The following is a 17,828-nucleotide window of genomic DNA, read 5'->3' as shown; positions in this document are numbered from 1 at the left end:
TATCGAAGTGCCGGAGCCCTGAATGACCCTCGAACGCGAAGCCGCCGCCAACACCGCCAAGGTCCTGTCCGAAGCGCTGCCTTACATCCGCCGTTACGTCGGCAAGACGCTGGTGATCAAATACGGCGGCAACGCGATGGAAAGCGAGGAGCTGAAAACCGGCTTCGCCCGCGACATCGTGCTGATGAAAGCCGTGGGCATCAACCCGGTGGTGGTTCACGGCGGCGGCCCGCAAATCGGTGACCTGCTCAAGCGTCTGTCGATCGAGAGCCACTTCATCGACGGGATGCGAGTGACTGACGCGCAGACCATGGACGTGGTGGAAATGGTCCTTGGCGGCCAGGTCAACAAGGACATCGTCAACCTGATCAACCGCCACGGCGGCAGCGCCATCGGCTTGACCGGCAAGGACGCTGAGCTGATCCGTGCGAAAAAACTCACCGTAACCCGCCAGACGCCGGAGATGACCCAACCGGAAATCATCGACATCGGGCAGGTGGGCGAAGTGGTCGGGATCAACACCGACCTGCTGAACCTGCTGGTCAAAGGTGACTTTATCCCGGTGATCGCGCCAATCGGCGTCGGTGCCAATGGCGAGTCGTACAACATCAACGCCGATCTGGTGGCCGGTAAAGTGGCCGAAGCGCTGAAGGCTGAGAAGCTGATGCTGCTGACCAACATCGCCGGCCTGATGGACAAGTCGGGCACGGTCCTCACCGGCCTGACCACTCAGCAGGTCGACGAGTTGATCGCTGACGGCACGATCTACGGCGGCATGCTGCCGAAGATTCGCTGCGCACTGGAAGCGGTCCAGGGCGGCGTGGGCAGCTCGTTGATCATTGATGGACGGGTGCCGAACGCGATTCTGCTGGAAATCTTCACCGATACCGGTGTGGGCACGCTGATTAGCAATCGCAAACGTCCGTAAGCGATCGCGCATACAAAAAGACCCCGCTCAGCCTGGCTGAGCGGGGTCTTTTTTTGCCCAATCCCCTGTAATGGGGATATACACAATCCTGTAGGAGCTGCCGCAGGCTGCGATCTTTTGACTTTGACCTTTGAAAACAAGATCAAAAGATCGCAGCCTTCGGCAGCTCCTACAGATCGCGTTACACGCCGAACTGGGCGCGGTAGGCCTCAACCGCCGGCAGATGCTGCTTGAGCTGCGGATCATCCGCCAGGAACTCCAGCACCTGGTTCAGCGAAACAATGCTGATCACCGCAATACCGAAGTCACGCTCCACTTCCTGAATCGCCGACAGCTCGCCATTGCCACGCTCCTGGCGGTTCAGCGCGATCAACACGCCCGCTGCCTTGGCACCGTCCTGGGAAGCGATGATCTGCATCACTTCGCGGATCGCGGTGCCTGCGGTGATCACGTCGTCGATGATCAGCACTTCGCCGGTCAATGGCGCGCCGACCAGGCTACCGCCTTCGCCGTGGGCCTTGGCTTCCTTGCGGTTGAAACACCAAGGCAGGTCACGGTCATGATGCTCGGCCAGGGCCACCGCAGTGGTCGCCGCCAGAGGGATGCCCTTGTAGGCCGGACCGAACAGCACGTCGAACGAAATTCCGCTCTCGATGATCGCCTGCGCATAGAACCGACCCAGCTGCGCCAGGGCCGAGCCCGAGTTGAACAGGCCGGCGTTAAAGAAGTAAGGACTGGTGCGCCCGGACTTCAGGGTGAACTCGCCGAAGCGCAAAACGCCGCGATCGATGGCAAAACGAATGAAATCGCGCTGATACGCTTGCATGAAAAAAACCCCAAATACCACGGATTTAGCTAATTAGGTTGACGCCGTGTATCATACACGCACGCGATTTTTGGGGCCATTTATGCGGATCATCAGTGTGAACGTCAATGGTATTCAGGCTGCAGTGGAGCGAGGGTTGCTCAGTTGGCTGCAAGCACAGAATGCCGACGTCATCTGCCTGCAGGACACCCGCGCCTCCGCCTTTGAACTGGACGATCCAGCCTTCCAACTGGATGGCTACTTCCTTTATGCCTGCGAAGCCGAAGTTCCCGCCCAGGGTGGCGTGGCTTTGTATTCGCGGTTGCAGCCGAAGGCAGTCATCAGCGGTCTCGGCTTCGAGACGGCCGACCGCTACGGGCGCTACCTGCAAGCCGATTTCGATAAGGTCAGCATCGCGACCTTGCTGCTCCCTTCGGGGCAGAACGGCGATGAAGACTTGAACCAGAAGTTCAAGCTAATGGACGATTTCGCCCGTTATCTGGATAAACAGCGACGCAAACGTCGCGAGTACATTTACTGTGGCTCGCTGTACGTGGCGCAACAGAAGCTGGATATCAAGAACTGGCGCGACAGCCAGCAATCCCCGGGTTTCCTGGCGCCTGAGCGTGCCTGGATGGACGAGATTGTCGGCAACATGGGATATGTCGATGCCCTGCGCGAAGTCAGCCGTGAAGGCGACCAGTACAGCTGGTGGCCAGACAACGAACAGGCAGAGATGCTCAACCTGGGCTGGCGTTTCGACTACCAGCTGCTGACTCCAGGCCTGCGCCGCTTTGTTCGCAGCGCACGCCTGCCGCGCCAGCCACGGTTTTCGCAGCATGCTCCGCTGATCGTCGATTACGACTGGACGCTGACTATCTAGGCGTCGTTTCGCAGACACAAAAAAGCCGACAGTGATGTCGGCTTTTTTGTGCACGATGATTTCCCAGCGTAAAAAACTTCACAATGTGGGAGCGGGCTTGCTCGCGAAGGCGGCGTGTCAGTCAGCATAAGTGTCGACTGATCCACCGCCTTCGCGAGCAAGCCCGCTCCCACAAGGGGAATCTGTGCTGATCGCTATTTGATCAACCGCCAGGTAAACGGATACCGGTAAGGCACCCCTTCATTGGCTTTAACCCCTGCAATGATCGTCAGCACCAGCGCACCAATCGCAACCAGACCCAGCAGGAAGAACCCGACGATCACCACCATCAGCAGGAAGCTGATCGCCGAGGCAATGGCGACGGTGATCTGAAAATTCAGCGCCTCCTTGCCTTGGGCATCGACGAACGGGTCCATTTCACGCTTCATCTGCCAGAGAATCAGCGGGCCGATCAGGGTGCCAAATGGAATCCATATCCCCAGCAAGGCGGACAGGTGACAAAACATCGCCCACTGCCGAACTTCCTTGCTCGGGATGGGAAGCAGCTCTTGTTCGTCACTCATGGCGTCCTCCTGGCTGGAAACGGGCCGATCAGTCGGCCAATGCAGCTTTCTGCAGTTCAAAGATTTCGCTCATGCCTTTCTTCGCCAGTTCCAGCATGGCGTTCAGCTCTTCAGGCTGGAACGGCGCGCCTTCGGCAGTGCCCTGCACTTCGATGAAGCCACCGGTGCTGGTCATCACTACGTTCAGGTCAGTCTCGGCAGCCGAATCTTCGAGGTAGTCGAGGTCAAGCACAGGCTCGCCCTGGTACATGCCGACCGAAACGGCAGCGATCATCTGCTTGAGCGGGTCGCCGCCTTTCAGGCCGCCGCGCTTCTTGATCACTTTCAGTGCATCGACCAGCGCAACCATGGCGCCGGTGATGGACGCAGTGCGGGTGCCGCCGTCAGCCTGGATCACGTCGCAGTCGACGTACAGGGTCACGTCGCCCAGCTTGGACATGTCCAGCGAAGCGCGCAGCGAGCGACCGATCAGGCGCTGGATTTCCAGGGTGCGGCCACCTTGCTTGCCGCGGCTCGCCTCACGCTGGTTACGCTCGCCAGTGGCGCGTGGCAGCATGCCGTATTCGGCAGTCAACCAGCCTTGGCCCTGGCCCTTGAGGAAACGCGGCACGCCATTCTCGACGCTGACGGTGCAGATGACCTTGGTATCACCAAACTCGACCAGCACAGAACCCTCGGCGTGTTTGGTGTAGTTGCGGGTAATGCGGATCGAGCGGAGCTGATCGGCAGCGCGACCACTTGGACGTTTCATAGGGGATACCTGTACTGGGGACGGAAAACTGCCGAGCATTATAGAGCCGCGCGCCGTGAGTGGGCACTTCTAAAAAATCCGCCCGACGATTGAAGGCGCTGACCAGAGCTTAGAACAACGCTTTACCGACGGCCTGCAGCCCTTTGTCACACCGTGTGTTTGGGCGCATCCGCCTCACTGCGCTACAATCCTGCGCCTTTACTGCCTGTCGGCTTAAATTCATAGATAGCGGGTCTTGGGTAACGCTGGGATCTGCATTGCGAGGTACCTCCATGGTGCACAGCATGACCGCTTTCGCCCGCGTCGAAAAAGCCGGCACCCAAGGCACCTTGAGCTGGGAGCTGCGCTCGGTCAACAGCCGCTACCTGGAACCGCACCTACGCCTGCCGGAGTCGTTCCGCGACCTCGAAGGCGCGGTCCGCGAGGCGTTGCGCCAGGGTCTGTCCCGGGGCAAGCTGGAGTGCACCCTGCGCTTCACTGAAGAAAACACTGATAAACCGCTGCAGGTGGATCGCGAGCGAGCCGCTCAACTGATCGCGGCTGCCGAGACCATTGCCGGCCTGATCAACAATCCAGCGGCGCTGAATCCCCTGGAAGTCCTGGCCTGGCCCGGCGTGCTGGTGGGCGATGCGAGCGACCCGCAAGCGTTGAACGCCGAAGCGCTGGCGCTGTTCAACGAAGGCCTGAAGGAGCTCAAGGCCGGCCGCGAGCGCGAAGGCGCGGAGCTGGCACGGCTGATCAACGATCGTCTGAGCTCGATTGAAGGCGACGTGGTGACCTTGCGTGAACTGGTCCCGCAGATGCTCGCCACCCAGCGCCAGAAAGTCCTCGACCGCTTTGCCGACATGAAAGCCGAGATGGACCCGCAGCGCCTGGAGCAGGAAATGGTCATGCTCGCCCAGAAGAGCGACGTCGCCGAAGAACTGGATCGCCTGAGCACCCACATCATTGAAGTTCGCCGGGTTCTGAAGTCCGGTGGCGCAGCCGGCCGGCGCCTGGACTTCCTGATGCAGGAGCTCAACCGCGAAGCCAACACACTGGGCTCCAAGGCCTTCGACCCGCGCAGCACACAGGCTGCGGTCAACCTCAAAGTGTTGATCGAGCAGATGCGCGAACAAGTGCAGAATATTGAGTAAGGCTACCTCCGACATGACCCACAGCACCGGCACCCTGTACATCATTTCCGCCCCTTCGGGCGCGGGCAAGAGCAGCCTGGTCAAGGCCCTGACCGACGCCGACCAGGAAATCCGCGTCTCCGTCTCGCACACCACCCGCGCCATGCGCCCCGGTGAAGAGAACGGCGTGAACTATCACTTCGTCTCGCGTGAAGCATTCGTGAAGATGGGTGAACATGGCGACTTCCTGGAGCGCGCCGAAGTGTTCGGCAATCTCTACGGCACTTCGCAAAGCCACCTGCAGCAGACCCTGGATGCGGGTCACGACCTGATTCTGGAGATCGACTGGCAAGGCGCCGAGCAAGTACGCAAGTTGATGCCCCAGGCGCGCTCGATCTTCATCCTGCCGCCATCCCTGGAAGCCTTGCACCAGCGCCTGACCAATCGCGGCCAGGACAGTGACGAGATCATCGACGGGCGGATGCGCGAAGCTGTCAGCGAGATGAGCCACTACGTCGACTACGACTACCTGATCATCAACGACGATTTCGCCCAGGCGCTCAGGGATTTGCAAGCCATTTTCCGCGCCAACCAGCTGCATCAGAAGCGACAGCAGCAGCGCAATGGAAAACTTTTGGCTGAATTGCTCGGCTAAACAGCTCTTCCCAAAACCGCTGCGGGGGCTTTACATTGGCACTTGCAGCGCGTTGAAGGGCTTGGTCAAAAAATCAGCGCTTCCCTAAACGCTGGTGATTTTTTAAACTGTTGAGTCCGCTCGCCCAACCGGGCAGCGCGCATATTGCATTCGCTCCGAGGAATACCATGGCCCGCGTAACCGTTGAAGACTGCCTGAACCACGTGGAAAACCGCTTTGAGCTGGTCATGCTGTCCACCAAGCGTGCCCGTCAACTGGCCACCGGCGGCAAAGAGCCACTGGTCCAGTGGGAAAACGACAAGCCTACCGTAGTAGCCCTGCGTGAAATCGCGGAAGGCCTGATGAGCTACGAGTTCATCGCCAACGCAGAAATCGTCGAAGACGAACCGCTGTTCGCAGCGTTCGAGGACGAGTCCAACGAGGCCGTCTAAGCCTATGCCTGGTCGACGTAGCACGGCGCGGGGTCACAGCGAACGGCAGGAGTCATCATGCCGAGCATAGACGCCCTCGCCGATCGCTTATCGGCCTACCTCGGCAAGGACCAGGTCAATCTGGTCCGCCGAGCGTATTTCTACGCCGAACAAGCCCACGACGGCCAACGCCGCCGCAGCGGCGAGGCTTACGTCACGCATCCCCTTGCGGTGGCGAATATTCTTGCCGACATGCACATGGACCATCAGAGCTTGATGGCTGCGATGCTGCATGACGTGATCGAAGACACCGGTATTGCCAAGGAAGCGCTGCAAGCGCAGTTCGGCGAAACCGTGGCCGAACTGGTCGATGGGGTCAGCAAACTGACCCAGATGAATTTCGAGACCAAGGCTGAAGCCCAGGCCGAAAACTTCCAGAAAATGGCCATGGCCATGGCGCGCGACATTCGGGTGATCCTGGTCAAGCTGGCCGACCGCCTGCACAACATGCGCACGCTGGAAGTGCTGTCCGGCGAAAAGCGCCGGCGCATCGCCAAGGAAACCCTGGAAATCTATGCCCCCATCGCCAACCGGCTGGGCATGCACGCCATACGCATAGAATTCGAAGACCTCGGCTTCAAGGCCATGCACCCGATGCGTTCCGCGCGGATCTACCAGGCGGTCAAGCGCGCCCGGGGTAACCGCAAGGAAATCGTCAACAAAATCGAAGAGTCGCTGAGCCATTGCCTGGCGATTGACGAGATTCAGGGCGAAGTCAGCGGCCGGCAGAAACACCTCTACGGCATTTACAAGAAAATGCGCGGCAAGCGTCGGGCCTTCAACGAGATCATGGACGTCTACGCGTTCCGGATCATCGTCGACAAGGTCGATACCTGCTACCGCGTACTGGGTGCTGTTCATAACTTATATAAACCACTGCCGGGACGCTTCAAGGATTACATCGCGATCCCCAAGGCCAACGGCTATCAGTCGCTGCACACCACGCTGTTCGGCATGCACGGCGTACCGATCGAGATCCAGATTCGCACCCGGGAAATGGAAGAGATGGCCAATAACGGCATCGCCGCCCATTGGCTGTACAAATCCAGCGGCGACGAGCAGCCCAAAGGCACTCACGCCCGCGCGCGCCAGTGGGTCAAGGGCGTGCTGGAAATGCAGCAACGTGCCGGCAACTCGCTGGAATTCATCGAAAGCGTGAAGATCGACCTGTTCCCGGACGAGGTCTACGTGTTCACGCCCAAAGGCCGGATCATGGAGTTGCCCAAAGGCTCCACGGCGGTCGACTTCGCCTACGCGGTGCACACCGACGTCGGCAACAGCTGCATTGCCTGTCGGATCAATCGTCGTCTCGCACCGCTGTCCGAGCCGCTGCAAAGTGGCTCCACGGTCGAGATCGTCAGTGCTCCGGGCGCTCGCCCGAACCCGGCCTGGCTCAATTTCGTGGTCACCGGCAAGGCGCGTACGCACATTCGTCATGCGCTGAAACTGCAGCGCCGTTCGGAATCCATCAGCCTCGGCGAACGCCTGCTGAACAAGGTGCTCAACGGTTTCGACAGCTCCCTGGACAAGGTCCCGGCCGAGCGAGTCAAGGCGATGCTCGCCGAGTACCGCCTGGAACTGATCGAAGACCTGCTGGAAGATATCGGCCTGGGCAATCGCATGGCCTATGTGGTCGCGCGGCGCCTGCTGGGCGAAGGCGAGCAGTTGCCGAGTGCCGAAGGCCCGCTGGCGATTCGCGGTACCGAGGGCCTGGTGCTCAGCTATGCCAAGTGCTGCACGCCGATCCCAGGCGACCCGATCGTCGGCCACCTGTCTGCGGGCAAGGGCATGGTCGTGCACCTGGATAACTGCCGCAATATCAGCGAAATTCGCCACAACCCGGAAAAATGCATCCAGCTCTCGTGGGCCAAGGATGTCACCGGAGAATTCAACGTCGAGCTGCGCGTCGAGCTGGAACACCAACGCGGCCTGATCGCGTTGCTGGCCAGCAGCGTCAACGCAGCCGACGGCAACATCGAAAAAATCAGCATGGACGAACGCGACGGTCGCATCAGCGTGGTCCAACTGGTGGTCAGCGTGCACGACCGTGTGCACCTGGCCCGCGTGATCAAGAAACTGCGCGCCCTGACCGGGGTGATTCGCATCACCCGCATGCGCGCCTAAAGCCATTCATTACAAGGAGTCATTCATGACCAAGACAGTTATCACCAGCGACAAGGCCCCAGCCGCCATCGGTACCTACTCCCAGGCGATCAAGGCCGGCAACACCGTCTACATGTCCGGTCAGATTCCACTGGACCCGAAGACCATGGAACTGGTTGAAGGCTTCGAAGCCCAGACCGTCCAGGTTTTCGAGAACCTGAAGTCCGTGGCTGAAGCAGCCGGCGGTTCCTTCAAGGACATCGTCAAACTGAACATCTTCCTCACCGACCTGAGCCACTTCGCCAAGGTCAACGAGATCATGGGCAAGTACTTCGAGCAGCCTTACCCTGCCCGCGCCGCCATTGGCGTGGCTGCCCTGCCAAAGGGTTCGCAGGTCGAAATGGATGCCATTCTGGTCATCGATTAATGCATCTGGCGCAGCCCCGCGGGCTGCGCCGCTGATGTTGTAAAGATAGCGTTCTGAAAGGATTCCACCATGCGCCATGCGCTAGCCCTCTCGCTGGTCGCCCTACTCCTGGGCGGATGTGCCAGCAACCCTGCCGACCGTGATATCAGCGGCACCTGGATCAATCAGGTGGCTATCGATGCCGCCGCCAAAGGCAGCCCATTGCGTGAAGCTCTCCAGGCTTATGGCCCGAATCTGGAATGGGACGTCAACACCAAAGCCGCCCAGGCTCGCTACACCAACGGTTTCGAAAACGTCGACGGCAAGTTGCTCGGCGAAGAGTCCGGTGCCTGGAAAGTCGATTTTTACGGCAGCTCCGCCAGCGAGCTCAAGCGCGACGGCAAGCAGCTGAGCCAGGCCGCCAGCGACAACGAACCCGAGCAGGTCTTTGACCGCGCCGTGATCCCCGTACCGGAAGGCGCACCGCTGGGCGCCAGTTTCGAACGCGCACTGTATACCGCGTACATGGGTGGCAGCTGGCAAGTTGTCAACGGCCCCGGAGAAGGCAATACCGTGCAGTTCCAGGCTGACGGCCAGGTTGCCGGCTTGCCCGGCGCTGATCGCTACGCCCTGTGCCTGGCGGGCGATTGCGCATCGATGAGCGGCGGCAACGACAATATGTGGCTGCAACAGAATGGCCAGGGCACGACCTGGATCTTTGCGCGCAAGGGCAAGGAAATGGAGATTTTCCAGGCCAACAACACCGCCCGCTCAGACGAAATGCCACAGTTCACGCCGGGCGATCGCAAGTGGTTGCTGGAGAAGCAATAACCCGCTCCCAGCTGCAACATTTGCCCCTGTGGGAGCGAGCCTGCTCGCGATAGCGGTCTGACAGTCGACGCATGAGTCGCTTGATGTACCGCTTTCGCGAGCAAGCCCGCTCCCACAGTTGGCCAACTGTCAGCAGCGCCCCTCCAGAATCGCCGCATACCCTTCCCGATAAGTCGGGTACTTCGGTTCCCAGCCCAAAGCCTTGGCCCGCGCATTACTGCACTGCTTGCTCCCCGCCCGCCGCACGCTCGCGTCCTCGGCCCATTCAGTCACGCCGAGATACTCACGCAACCAGCCCACCACCTCGGCCAATGGCGCCGGCGCATCATCGACGCCGATGTACACATCATCCAGCGCCACGCCCTGCTGAGCCTTTTCCAGCAGAAACGCCAGCAACCCCGCTGCATCGTCCGCGTGAATCCGGTTGCCATACAAAGGTGGGTCAACTGCCACGCGATAACCGCGACGAACCTGAGTTAGCAGCCACTCACGCCCCGGACCATAAATACCAGTCAAGCGCACAATGCTGGCCGGGATCCCGCTCTGCAGCGCCACTTGCTCGGCCTCCAGCATTAGCCGGCCGGAATAACCGCCCGCCACGGTCGGTGAAGTTTCGTCGACCCACTCCCCGTCCTGCTGGCCATAAACACTGCTACTGGAAACAAATAGCAGTCGATCCGGCACCTGCCCATAGTCGTCCAGCCAGCTCAGCACGTTCTGCAAGCCCTGCACATAAGCGGCGCGATAACCCGCCTCATCGTGATCAGTGGCCGCGGCGCAATAGACCAGGTAATCCACCGCACCGATCGGCCAGGTCTCTGGGCAATCTTCGTTGAACAAGTCGCCCGCCACGCCGATGACACCCTCGGGCAGCCGCGAGATATCCCGGCGCAGACCATGAACTTCCCAGCCGCGAGCCAGCAATTGCGTGGCCAGGCGGCTACCTACATCGCCGCAACCGGCAATCAGAACAGATGGCGCGGACATCAGAAAACTCCTCTGGCAAAGACACAGACTAGCGCCCACAAAGGACGAGCGGCTAGTAATGCAGGAAAAAAAGATACTCTATTACTTCTGTTAACAAGAATTACTTGCAATAATGCCCGCCACTTTTGTTCTCGGCCTCGCGAGGCCTGGAAGAACATTTACCCTCTTTTTTCTCTCAGGTCCGGCCAGCATGACACGCAATCAATCCCTCGCTTCGCCAACCAAACGACCTCGCGCCTGGAGCGCAATGGCCGCCCTGCTGCTCAGTGTATTGCTGGCTCCGACTGCCGCTTTCGCCGACGCCCAGGCGCCTGCCACCCCGGCCGCAGCCGAGGCTCCTGCAGCCGCACCAACCGCCGCCCCCGTCGTGACGCCCGTCGCCACTGACCCGACCCAGGCCGTAGACGCCAGCGCCGCAGACGCTCCGCAAGTGCTCGAAGCCGACAACACCCTGGGCATGGCCCACGACCTGTCGCCATGGGGCATGTACCAGAACGCCGACATCATCGTGAAGATCGTGATGATCGGCCTGGCCATCGCTTCGATCATCACCTGGACCATCTGGATCGCCAAGGGCTTTGAGCTGATGGGCGCCAAGCGTCGTCTGCGCACCGAAATCATCCACCTGAAAAAAGCCACCACACTCAGAGAAGCCAGCGCCACGGCCACCAAGCCAGGCACTCTCGCCAATGTGCTGGTGCATGACGCCCTGGAAGAGATGCGCCTTTCGGTCAACAGCCGCGAAAAAGAAGGTATCAAGGAACGTGTGGCGTTCCGTCTTGAGCGCCTGGTCGCGGCCTGCGGTCGCAACATGAGCAGCGGCACCGGCGTGCTTGCCACCATCGGTTCGACTGCGCCCTTCGTCGGCCTGTTCGGTACCGTCTGGGGGATCATGAACAGCTTCATCGGCATCGCCAAGACTCAGACCACCAACCTTGCAGTCGTGGCCCCCGGCATCGCCGAAGCCCTGCTGGCAACGGCACTGGGCCTGGTAGCAGCGATTCCTGCGGTCGTTATCTACAACGTGTTCGCCCGCTCCATCGCCGGTTACAAGGCGCAAGTCTCCGATGCCTCTGCTGAAGTCCTGCTGCTGGTCAGCCGTGACCTCGATCACCAGCCGACCACCGAGCGCGCCACGCAACCCCACGTGGTCAAAGTAGGGTAATCAGCCATGGGCTTGCATTTGAAAGAAGGCGCGGACGACGATCTCGCCGAGAACCACGAAATCAACGTCACGCCGTTCATCGACGTGATGCTGGTGCTGTTGATCATCTTCATGGTCGCCGCTCCCCTGGCCACCGTGGACATCAAGGTCGACCTGCCGGCCTCCAGCGCCAAGCCGGCGCCGCGGCCAGAGAAGCCGGTGTTCCTCAGCGTGAAGGCTGATCAACGCCTGTACCTTGGCGAAGACGAAGTGAAAGCCGAGACACTGGGCGCCACGCTGGACGCCAGGACCAAGGGCAAGAAAGACACGACAATCTTCTTCCAGGCCGATAAAGGCGTGGACTACGGCGACCTGATGAGCGTGATGGACGCGCTGCGCGCTGCCGGTTACCTGAAGGTTGGTCTGGTCGGACTCGAGACGGCAGCCAAGAAATGATCACGACGCGCCATAAGCTGACGCGTTACAGCGGGAGCCTGGCCGTGGTGCTGGGCGTTCACGCGCTGGCCATCGCGCTGGCGCTGAACTGGACCTCGCGCCCACCGATCGAGTTGCCACCGCAGGCAATGATGGTCGAGTTGGCGCCAGTGCCGGCCCCGCCGCCACCGGCCCCGCCGAAGGTGATAACGCCGCCACAACCACCGGCTCCGGTGGAAGATCTGCCGATCCCGAAACTGGCTGAAGCGCCAAAGGCCGAGATTGCCGTGCCCAAGCCGGTCAAGCCCAAGCCGAAGCCGCAACCGCCCAAGCCCGTGGAGAAGAAGCCGGAACCGCCGAAGGAAAAACCTTCCGAGGAAAAACCGAGCGAAGCACAACCGACCCGGGCCCCAACGGAGAAATCCGCCCAACCGGCACCAGGTCCTTCGGCGGCGCAGCAAGCGGCCAAGGCCAGCTGGCAAGGCACCCTGCTCGCTCACTTGGCCAAGTACAAAAAGTACCCGGCCAGTGCTCAGGCTCGGGGCAAGGAAGGCATGAACCGCCTGCGTTTTGTGGTGGATGCTGAAGGCAACGTGCTCTCATTCGAACTGGTGGGGGCTTCCGGCAATGCCGATCTGGACCGGGCCACCATGGAAATGATCCGTCGCGCCCAGCCGCTGCCCAAACCACCGGCTGACATGCTGAACAACGGCTCGATCGAAATCGTTGCACCCTTTGTCTATTCCCTGGACAAGCGCCGCCGGTAGGACATTACACCCCCCCTGTGGGAGCGAGCCTGCTCGCGATGAGGCCATCACATTCAACATCATCGCTGACTGTGACATCGCTATCGCGAGCAGGCTCGCTCCCACAGGGTCCCCCACAGGACTCTCCGCCTGCCGCAATTACTCTGTGTCACCCACCACTCCCATTCTGATAACGTGCGTCTATCGATTGCAGCCGGTATGCTTGGCGCGCAACTTCATGGACGCCTGCTATGACCCTCACAGAATTACGCTACATCGTTACTCTCGCCCAAGAGCAGCACTTCGGCCATGCCGCCGAGCGTTGCCACGTCAGTCAGCCGACGTTGTCGGTGGGCGTGAAAAAGCTTGAAGACGAACTCGGTGTGCTGATTTTCGAGCGCAGCAAGAGCGCTGTGCGCCTGACTCCGGTCGGCGAAGGCATTGTTGCCCAGGCACAGAAAGTTCTGGAGCAGGCCCAAGGCATCCGTGAACTGGCCCAGGCCGGCAAGAACCAGTTGACCGCCCCGTTGAAAGTTGGCGCCATCTACACCGTCGGCCCATACCTGTTCCCGCACCTGATTCCACAACTGCACCGGGTCGCCCCGCAGATGCCGTTGTACATCGAAGAAAACTTCACCCATATCCTGCGGGACAAGCTGCGCAACGGCGAACTCGACGCGATCATCATTGCCCTGCCGTTCAATGAAGCCGACGTGCTGACCCTGCAACTCTACGACGAGCCGTTCTACGTCCTGATGCCCGCCCAGCACGCCTGGACGCAAAAGGAGTCGATCGACGCCAGCCTGCTCAACGACAAGAGCCTGCTGCTGCTTGGCGAAGGTCACTGCTTCCGCGACCAGGTGCTGGAAGCCTGCCCGACCCTGGCCAACGGCAAGGACGGCGCCAAACACACGACGGTGGAATCCAGCTCCCTGGAAACCATTCGGCATATGGTCGCTTCCGGCCTGGGCATTTCGATCCTGCCGCTCTCGGCCGTCGACAGCCATCACTACGCTCCCGGCATACTGGAAGTGCGCCCTCTGACGCCGCCCGTGCCGTTCCGCACCGTGGCCATCGCCTGGCGCGCAAGCTTCCCGCGGCCCAAAGCCATTGAAATCCTCGCTGACTCGATCCGCCTGTGCTCGGTGGCCAAGCCGCCAGCGCCGGTGGTTGCCGGTTAAGTCGCTGCCATGACCGAGTTGTCGCAAGTGTCGGTGACGGCACTCAAGGGTGTCGGCGAGGCCATGGCCGAGAAGCTGGCCAAGGTCGGCCTGGAGAACCTCCAGGACGTGCTGTTTCACCTGCCGTTGCGCTATCAGGACCGCACTCGCGTGGTCCCGATCGGCCACTTGCGACCCGGTCAGGACGCAGTGATAGAAGGTACCGTCAGCGGTGCCGATGTGGTCATGGGCCGCCGCCGCAGCCTGGTCGTGCGCCTGCAGGACGGCACCGGCGGGCTCAGCCTGCGCTTCTACCATTTCAGCAACGCCCAGAAAGAAGGCCTCAAGCGTGGCACGCGGATTCGCTGCTACGGCGAAGCCCGGCCCGGGGCGTCGGGCCTGGAGATCTACCACCCGGAATATCGCGCCATCACCGGCGACGAACCGCCGCCCGTGGATGAAACCCTGACTCCGGTCTACCCGCTCACCGAAGGTCTGACCCAGCAGCGCTTGCGCCAACTGTGCATGCAGACCCTGACGTTGCTCGGGCCCAGCAGCCTGCCCGACTGGCTGCCGGACGAACTGGCCCGCGACTATCAGCTCGCGCCGCTGGCCGATGCGATCCGCTACCTGCATCACCCGCCCGCCGATGCCGATGTCGATGAACTCGCCCTCGGCCACCATTGGGCCCAGCATCGCCTGGCCTTCGAAGAACTGCTTACCCATCAGCTGTCCCAGCAGCGCCTGCGCGAAAGCATGCGCTCGCTGCGCGCGCCGGCGATGCCCAAGGCGACGAAACTGCCAGCCAAATACCTGGCCAATCTCGGCTTCGCCCCCACAGGCGCGCAACATCGTGTCGGCAATGAGATCGCCTACGACCTCAGTCAGCACGAACCCATGCTGCGCCTGATTCAGGGAGACGTGGGCGCGGGTAAAACCGTGGTCGCCGCACTGGCTGCCTTGCAGGCGCTGGAAGCTGGCTATCAGGTGGCGCTGATGGCGCCCACCGAGATCCTCGCCGAGCAACACTTCATCACCTTCAAGCGCTGGCTCGAACCCCTGGGTATCGAAGTCGCGTGGTTGGCCGGCAAGCTCAAGGGCAAGAACCGCGTGACCGCACTGGAGCAAATCGCCAGCGGCACCCCGATGGTGGTGGGCACCCACGCGCTGTTCCAGGATGAAGTGAAATTCAAGAACCTGGCACTGGTGATCATCGACGAACAGCACCGCTTCGGCGTCCAGCAGCGTTTGGCGCTGCGGCAGAAGGGCGTCGGCGGACGCATGTGTCCGCACCAGCTAATCATGACCGCCACGCCGATCCCGCGCACCCTGGCCATGAGCGCCTACGCCGACCTCGACACCTCGATCCTCGACGAACTGCCGCCCGGGCGTACTCCGGTAAACACCGTGTTGATCACCGACACCCGGCGCGTTGAAGTCATCGAGCGAGTGCGCGGTGCGTGCGCCGAAGGTCGTCAGGCCTACTGGGTATGCACCTTGATTGAAGAGTCGGAAGAACTGACCTGCCAGGCCGCCGAAACCACTTACGAAGACCTCACCGCCGCTCTCGGCGAGCTCAAGGTCGGGCTGATTCACGGGCGCATGAAGCCTGTGGAAAAAGCTGCGGTCATGGCCGAATTCAAAGCCGGTAACCTGCAACTGCTGGTGGCAACCACCGTGATCGAAGTGGGCGTCGACGTACCGAATGCCAGCCTGATGATCATCGAAAACCCCGAGCGCCTGGGCCTCGCGCAGCTCCATCAGCTGCGCGGTCGGGTGGGCCGAGGCAGCGCCGCCAGCCATTGCGTGCTGCTGTATCATCCGCCGCTGTCCCAGATCGGCCGCCAGCGTCTGGGCATCATGCGCGAAACCAATGACGGTTTTGTGATCGCCGAAAAGGACCTGGAGCTACGCGGCCCGGGTGAAATGCTCGGTACCCGCCAGACCGGCCTGCTACAATTCAAGGTCGCCGACCTGATGCGCGATGCCGACCTGCTACCCGCCGTCCGCGATGCGGCCCAGGCATTGATCGAGCGCTGGCCGGAACACGTCAGCCCGCTGCTCGACCGCTGGCTTCGACATGGGCAGCAATACGGCCAAGTGTGAGCACCGTCGCAGTTTCCGGACCACCGCGTTAAACATGATGGTTATACTCTGGCAACTGTTTGAGAACGGATCCAACCCATGATCGACGCTGCCCTCGCCCCCGAAACCCCGCACGCACCGTCTGCAGTTCGGCTGCTGCTGAGCAAGTTGGGCATAGCTTTCGAAGAAGTCCTCGACCACCACGGCCTCAATGCCGCGCGCAAAGTGCAGGCAGTGCTGGTGGACGATGCCGTCGGCTCGCTCATGGTGTTGTTTGCGCAAAGCCAGTTGCTGGACCTCAATCGCCTCGCCGAGTTGACCGGGCGCCGCCTCACTGCGGTGTCCCCGGAACGCCTGGAGCGCATGCTCGGCAAGCACAGCCTGAGCCTGCTGCCGGGCCTGCCGGCGCTGACCAGCGCGCCGTGCCTGTATGAAGACAGCCTGCTGCGCCAACCCAAGTTGCTGATCAATTCGGGCGAGCCAGGCGTGCTGCTGGAAATTGCCTGCGACGATTTCAAGACCATGCTGACCAAAGCCAGCGCCGCCCACTTCGGTGAAGCGCTGACCAGCATCCGCCCCAACTTGGATCGCCCTCACGACGACCGCGAGGAAATCACCCAGGCCGTCCAGGCCTTCACGGCGCGCCGCATCCAGCAGCGCCTGGAAGCGACCATCGAGATTCCGCCGCTGGCCTCGACCGCCCAGAAAATCATCAAGCTGCGAGTAGACCCCAACGCCACCATCGATGACATCACCAGCGTCGTCGAAACCGACCCGGCCCTGGCCGCACAAGTCGTCAGCTGGGCCGCGTCGCCGTACTACGCTTCGCCGGGCAAGATTCGTTCGGTAGAAGATGCGATCGTCCGCGTGCTGGGTTTTGACCTGGTAATCAACCTGGCGCTGGGCCTGGCCCTGGGCAAAACCCTGAGCCTGCCCAAGGATCATCCACAACACACCACGCCTTACTGGCAACAGTCGATCTATACCGCCGCCGTCATCGAAGGCCTGACACGCGCCATGCCCCGCGCACAGCGCCCGGAAGCCGGCCTGACCTACCTGGCCGGGCTGCTGCACAACTTCGGTTACCTGCTGCTGGCACACGTATTCCCGCCGCACTTCTCGCTGATCTGCCGGCACCTGGAGGTCAACCCGCACCTGTGCCACAGCTACATCGAGCAACACCTGCTGGGCATCAGCCGCGAGCAAATCGGCGCATGGCTGATGCGCTACTGGGACATGCCCGACGAACTGGCCACCGCCCTGCGCTTCCAGCACGACCCAAGCTACGACGGCGCCTACGCCGAATACCCGAACCTGGTGTGCCTGGCCGTACGCCTGCTGCGCAGCCGCGGCGTGGGCTCCGGCCCGATCGAAGAAATCCCCGATGCCCTGCTGGAACGCCTGGGCTTGACCCGCGAGAAGGCCAACGACGTGACCAGTAGAGTGCTGGATGCGGAAGTGTTGTTGCGGGAGTTGGCTTCGCAGTTCGGCCAGCCTTGAAAGCAATCGCGAGCAAGCTTTGCTCCCACAGGGGGTGATTTCAATCCTGTGGGAGGACTCACAAAGGTGATGCCAATCCTGTGGGAACACTCACTAGGATGATCCAAATCCTGTGGGAACACTCACTAGGATGATCCAAATCCTGTGGAAACACTCACTAGAATGTCCAAATCCTGTGGAAACACCCACAAAGGTGGTGCCAGTTCTGTGGGAGCAAGGCTTGCCCGCGATGGCCGCAACTCGGTCTAGGCTTGCCTCAGC

18 protein-coding genes are annotated in these 17,828 nt (G+C 61.3%); 14 read left to right on the top strand and 4 right to left on the bottom strand.

Annotated features, from left to right (window positions below):
• Positions 1-22 precede the first annotated feature (22 nt).
• Positions 23-928 (top strand): acetylglutamate kinase, encoded by a 906-nt coding sequence (gene argB / locus ACYZTK_RS16025; RefSeq protein ID WP_045059191.1) that lies wholly within the window; start codon positions 23-25, stop codon positions 926-928.
• 181 nt (positions 929-1,109) lie between these two features.
• On the opposite strand, the gene pyrE is transcribed toward argB, so the two are convergent.
• Positions 1,110-1,754: an orotate phosphoribosyltransferase gene (gene pyrE / locus ACYZTK_RS16020; RefSeq protein WP_462010780.1), complete on the bottom strand. Its 645-nt coding sequence runs from the start codon at positions 1,752-1,754 to the stop codon at positions 1,110-1,112.
• Positions 1,755-1,836: 82 nt separating this feature from the next.
• On the opposite strand from pyrE, the gene ACYZTK_RS16015 reads away from it, so the two are divergent.
• Complete coding sequence (locus ACYZTK_RS16015; protein ID WP_007934608.1) at positions 1,837-2,616, top strand: exodeoxyribonuclease III; 780 nt, start codon at positions 1,837-1,839, stop codon at positions 2,614-2,616.
• 194 nt (positions 2,617-2,810) lie between these two features.
• Here ACYZTK_RS16015 and ACYZTK_RS16010 read toward each other — a convergent pair whose 3' ends face one another.
• Both ACYZTK_RS16010 and rph read right to left on the bottom strand, forming a co-directional pair.
• On the bottom strand, positions 2,811-3,179 hold the full coding sequence (locus ACYZTK_RS16010) for a DUF4870 domain-containing protein (protein WP_462010779.1): 369 nt from the start codon (positions 3,177-3,179) through the stop codon (positions 2,811-2,813).
• A 28-nt stretch (positions 3,180-3,207) separates the two neighbouring features.
• Complete coding sequence (gene rph / locus ACYZTK_RS16005) at positions 3,208-3,930, bottom strand: ribonuclease PH (RefSeq protein WP_046045041.1); 723 nt, start codon at positions 3,928-3,930, stop codon at positions 3,208-3,210.
• 272 nt (positions 3,931-4,202) lie between these two features.
• On the opposite strand from rph, the gene ACYZTK_RS16000 reads away from it, so the two are divergent.
• The 6 genes from ACYZTK_RS16000 to ACYZTK_RS15975 all read left to right on the top strand — a co-directional run bounded on the left by ACYZTK_RS16000 (position 4,203) and on the right by ACYZTK_RS15975 (position 9,510).
• Positions 4,203-5,066 (top strand): YicC/YloC family endoribonuclease, encoded by an 864-nt coding sequence (locus tag ACYZTK_RS16000; protein WP_462010778.1) that lies wholly within the window; start codon positions 4,203-4,205, stop codon positions 5,064-5,066.
• Between the two features lie 13 nt (positions 5,067-5,079).
• Complete coding sequence (gmk, locus tag ACYZTK_RS15995) at positions 5,080-5,700, top strand: guanylate kinase (RefSeq protein WP_462010776.1); 621 nt, start codon at positions 5,080-5,082, stop codon at positions 5,698-5,700.
• 167 nt (positions 5,701-5,867) lie between these two features.
• Positions 5,868-6,131: a DNA-directed RNA polymerase subunit omega gene (rpoZ, locus tag ACYZTK_RS15990; RefSeq protein WP_007894670.1), complete on the top strand. Its 264-nt coding sequence runs from the start codon at positions 5,868-5,870 to the stop codon at positions 6,129-6,131.
• 57 nt (positions 6,132-6,188) lie between these two features.
• Complete coding sequence (gene spoT, locus ACYZTK_RS15985; RefSeq protein WP_462010775.1) at positions 6,189-8,294, top strand: bifunctional GTP diphosphokinase/guanosine-3',5'-bis pyrophosphate 3'-pyrophosphohydrolase; 2,106 nt, start codon at positions 6,189-6,191, stop codon at positions 8,292-8,294.
• A 25-nt stretch (positions 8,295-8,319) separates the two neighbouring features.
• Positions 8,320-8,700, top strand: a complete 381-nt coding sequence (locus tag ACYZTK_RS15980; RefSeq protein ID WP_462010774.1) for a RidA family protein — start codon at positions 8,320-8,322, stop codon at positions 8,698-8,700.
• Between the two features lie 69 nt (positions 8,701-8,769).
• The gene (locus ACYZTK_RS15975; protein ID WP_462010773.1) at positions 8,770-9,510 is read left to right on the top strand and encodes a hypothetical protein; all 741 of its coding nucleotides are present in this window, start codon (positions 8,770-8,772) and stop codon (positions 9,508-9,510) included.
• A gap of 129 nt (positions 9,511-9,639) precedes the next feature.
• Here ACYZTK_RS15975 and ACYZTK_RS15970 read toward each other — a convergent pair whose 3' ends face one another.
• Positions 9,640-10,497 carry an SDR family oxidoreductase gene (locus ACYZTK_RS15970; protein ID WP_462010772.1) on the bottom strand — a complete coding sequence of 286 codons (858 nt, stop codon included), beginning with the start codon at positions 10,495-10,497 and terminating at the stop codon, positions 9,640-9,642.
• A gap of 190 nt (positions 10,498-10,687) precedes the next feature.
• Between ACYZTK_RS15970 and exbB the strand changes: the two genes are divergently transcribed.
• The 6 genes from exbB (at position 10,688) to ACYZTK_RS15940 (ending at position 17,567) form a co-directional block, all read left to right on the top strand.
• The gene (gene exbB / locus ACYZTK_RS15965) at positions 10,688-11,662 is read left to right on the top strand and encodes a tonB-system energizer ExbB (RefSeq protein ID WP_462010771.1); all 975 of its coding nucleotides are present in this window, start codon (positions 10,688-10,690) and stop codon (positions 11,660-11,662) included.
• A gap of 6 nt (positions 11,663-11,668) precedes the next feature.
• The gene (gene exbD, locus ACYZTK_RS15960) at positions 11,669-12,097 is read left to right on the top strand and encodes a TonB system transport protein ExbD (RefSeq protein WP_462010770.1); all 429 of its coding nucleotides are present in this window, start codon (positions 11,669-11,671) and stop codon (positions 12,095-12,097) included.
• Positions 12,094-12,843, top strand: coding sequence for an energy transducer TonB family protein (locus ACYZTK_RS15955; protein WP_462010769.1), 750 nt, complete (start codon positions 12,094-12,096; stop codon positions 12,841-12,843). The genes exbD and ACYZTK_RS15955 overlap by 4 nt, the downstream gene beginning before the upstream one ends.
• A 230-nt stretch (positions 12,844-13,073) precedes the next feature.
• Positions 13,074-14,003 carry a hydrogen peroxide-inducible genes activator gene (locus ACYZTK_RS15950; RefSeq protein ID WP_462010768.1) on the top strand — a complete coding sequence of 310 codons (930 nt, stop codon included), beginning with the start codon at positions 13,074-13,076 and terminating at the stop codon, positions 14,001-14,003.
• Positions 14,004-14,012: 9 nt separating this feature from the next.
• Complete coding sequence (gene recG, locus ACYZTK_RS15945; protein WP_462010767.1) at positions 14,013-16,088, top strand: ATP-dependent DNA helicase RecG; 2,076 nt, start codon at positions 14,013-14,015, stop codon at positions 16,086-16,088.
• A gap of 78 nt (positions 16,089-16,166) precedes the next feature.
• Entirely contained in the window at positions 16,167-17,567 is a 1,401-nt protein-coding gene (locus tag ACYZTK_RS15940; protein WP_462010766.1) for an HDOD domain-containing protein, read from the top strand.
• Positions 17,568-17,828: the final 261 nt, after the last annotated feature.

The sequence above is a fragment of the Pseudomonas sp. LB3P31 genome (assembly GCF_054897945.1).
This window is presented reverse-complemented; position numbering and strand designations above follow the sequence as displayed.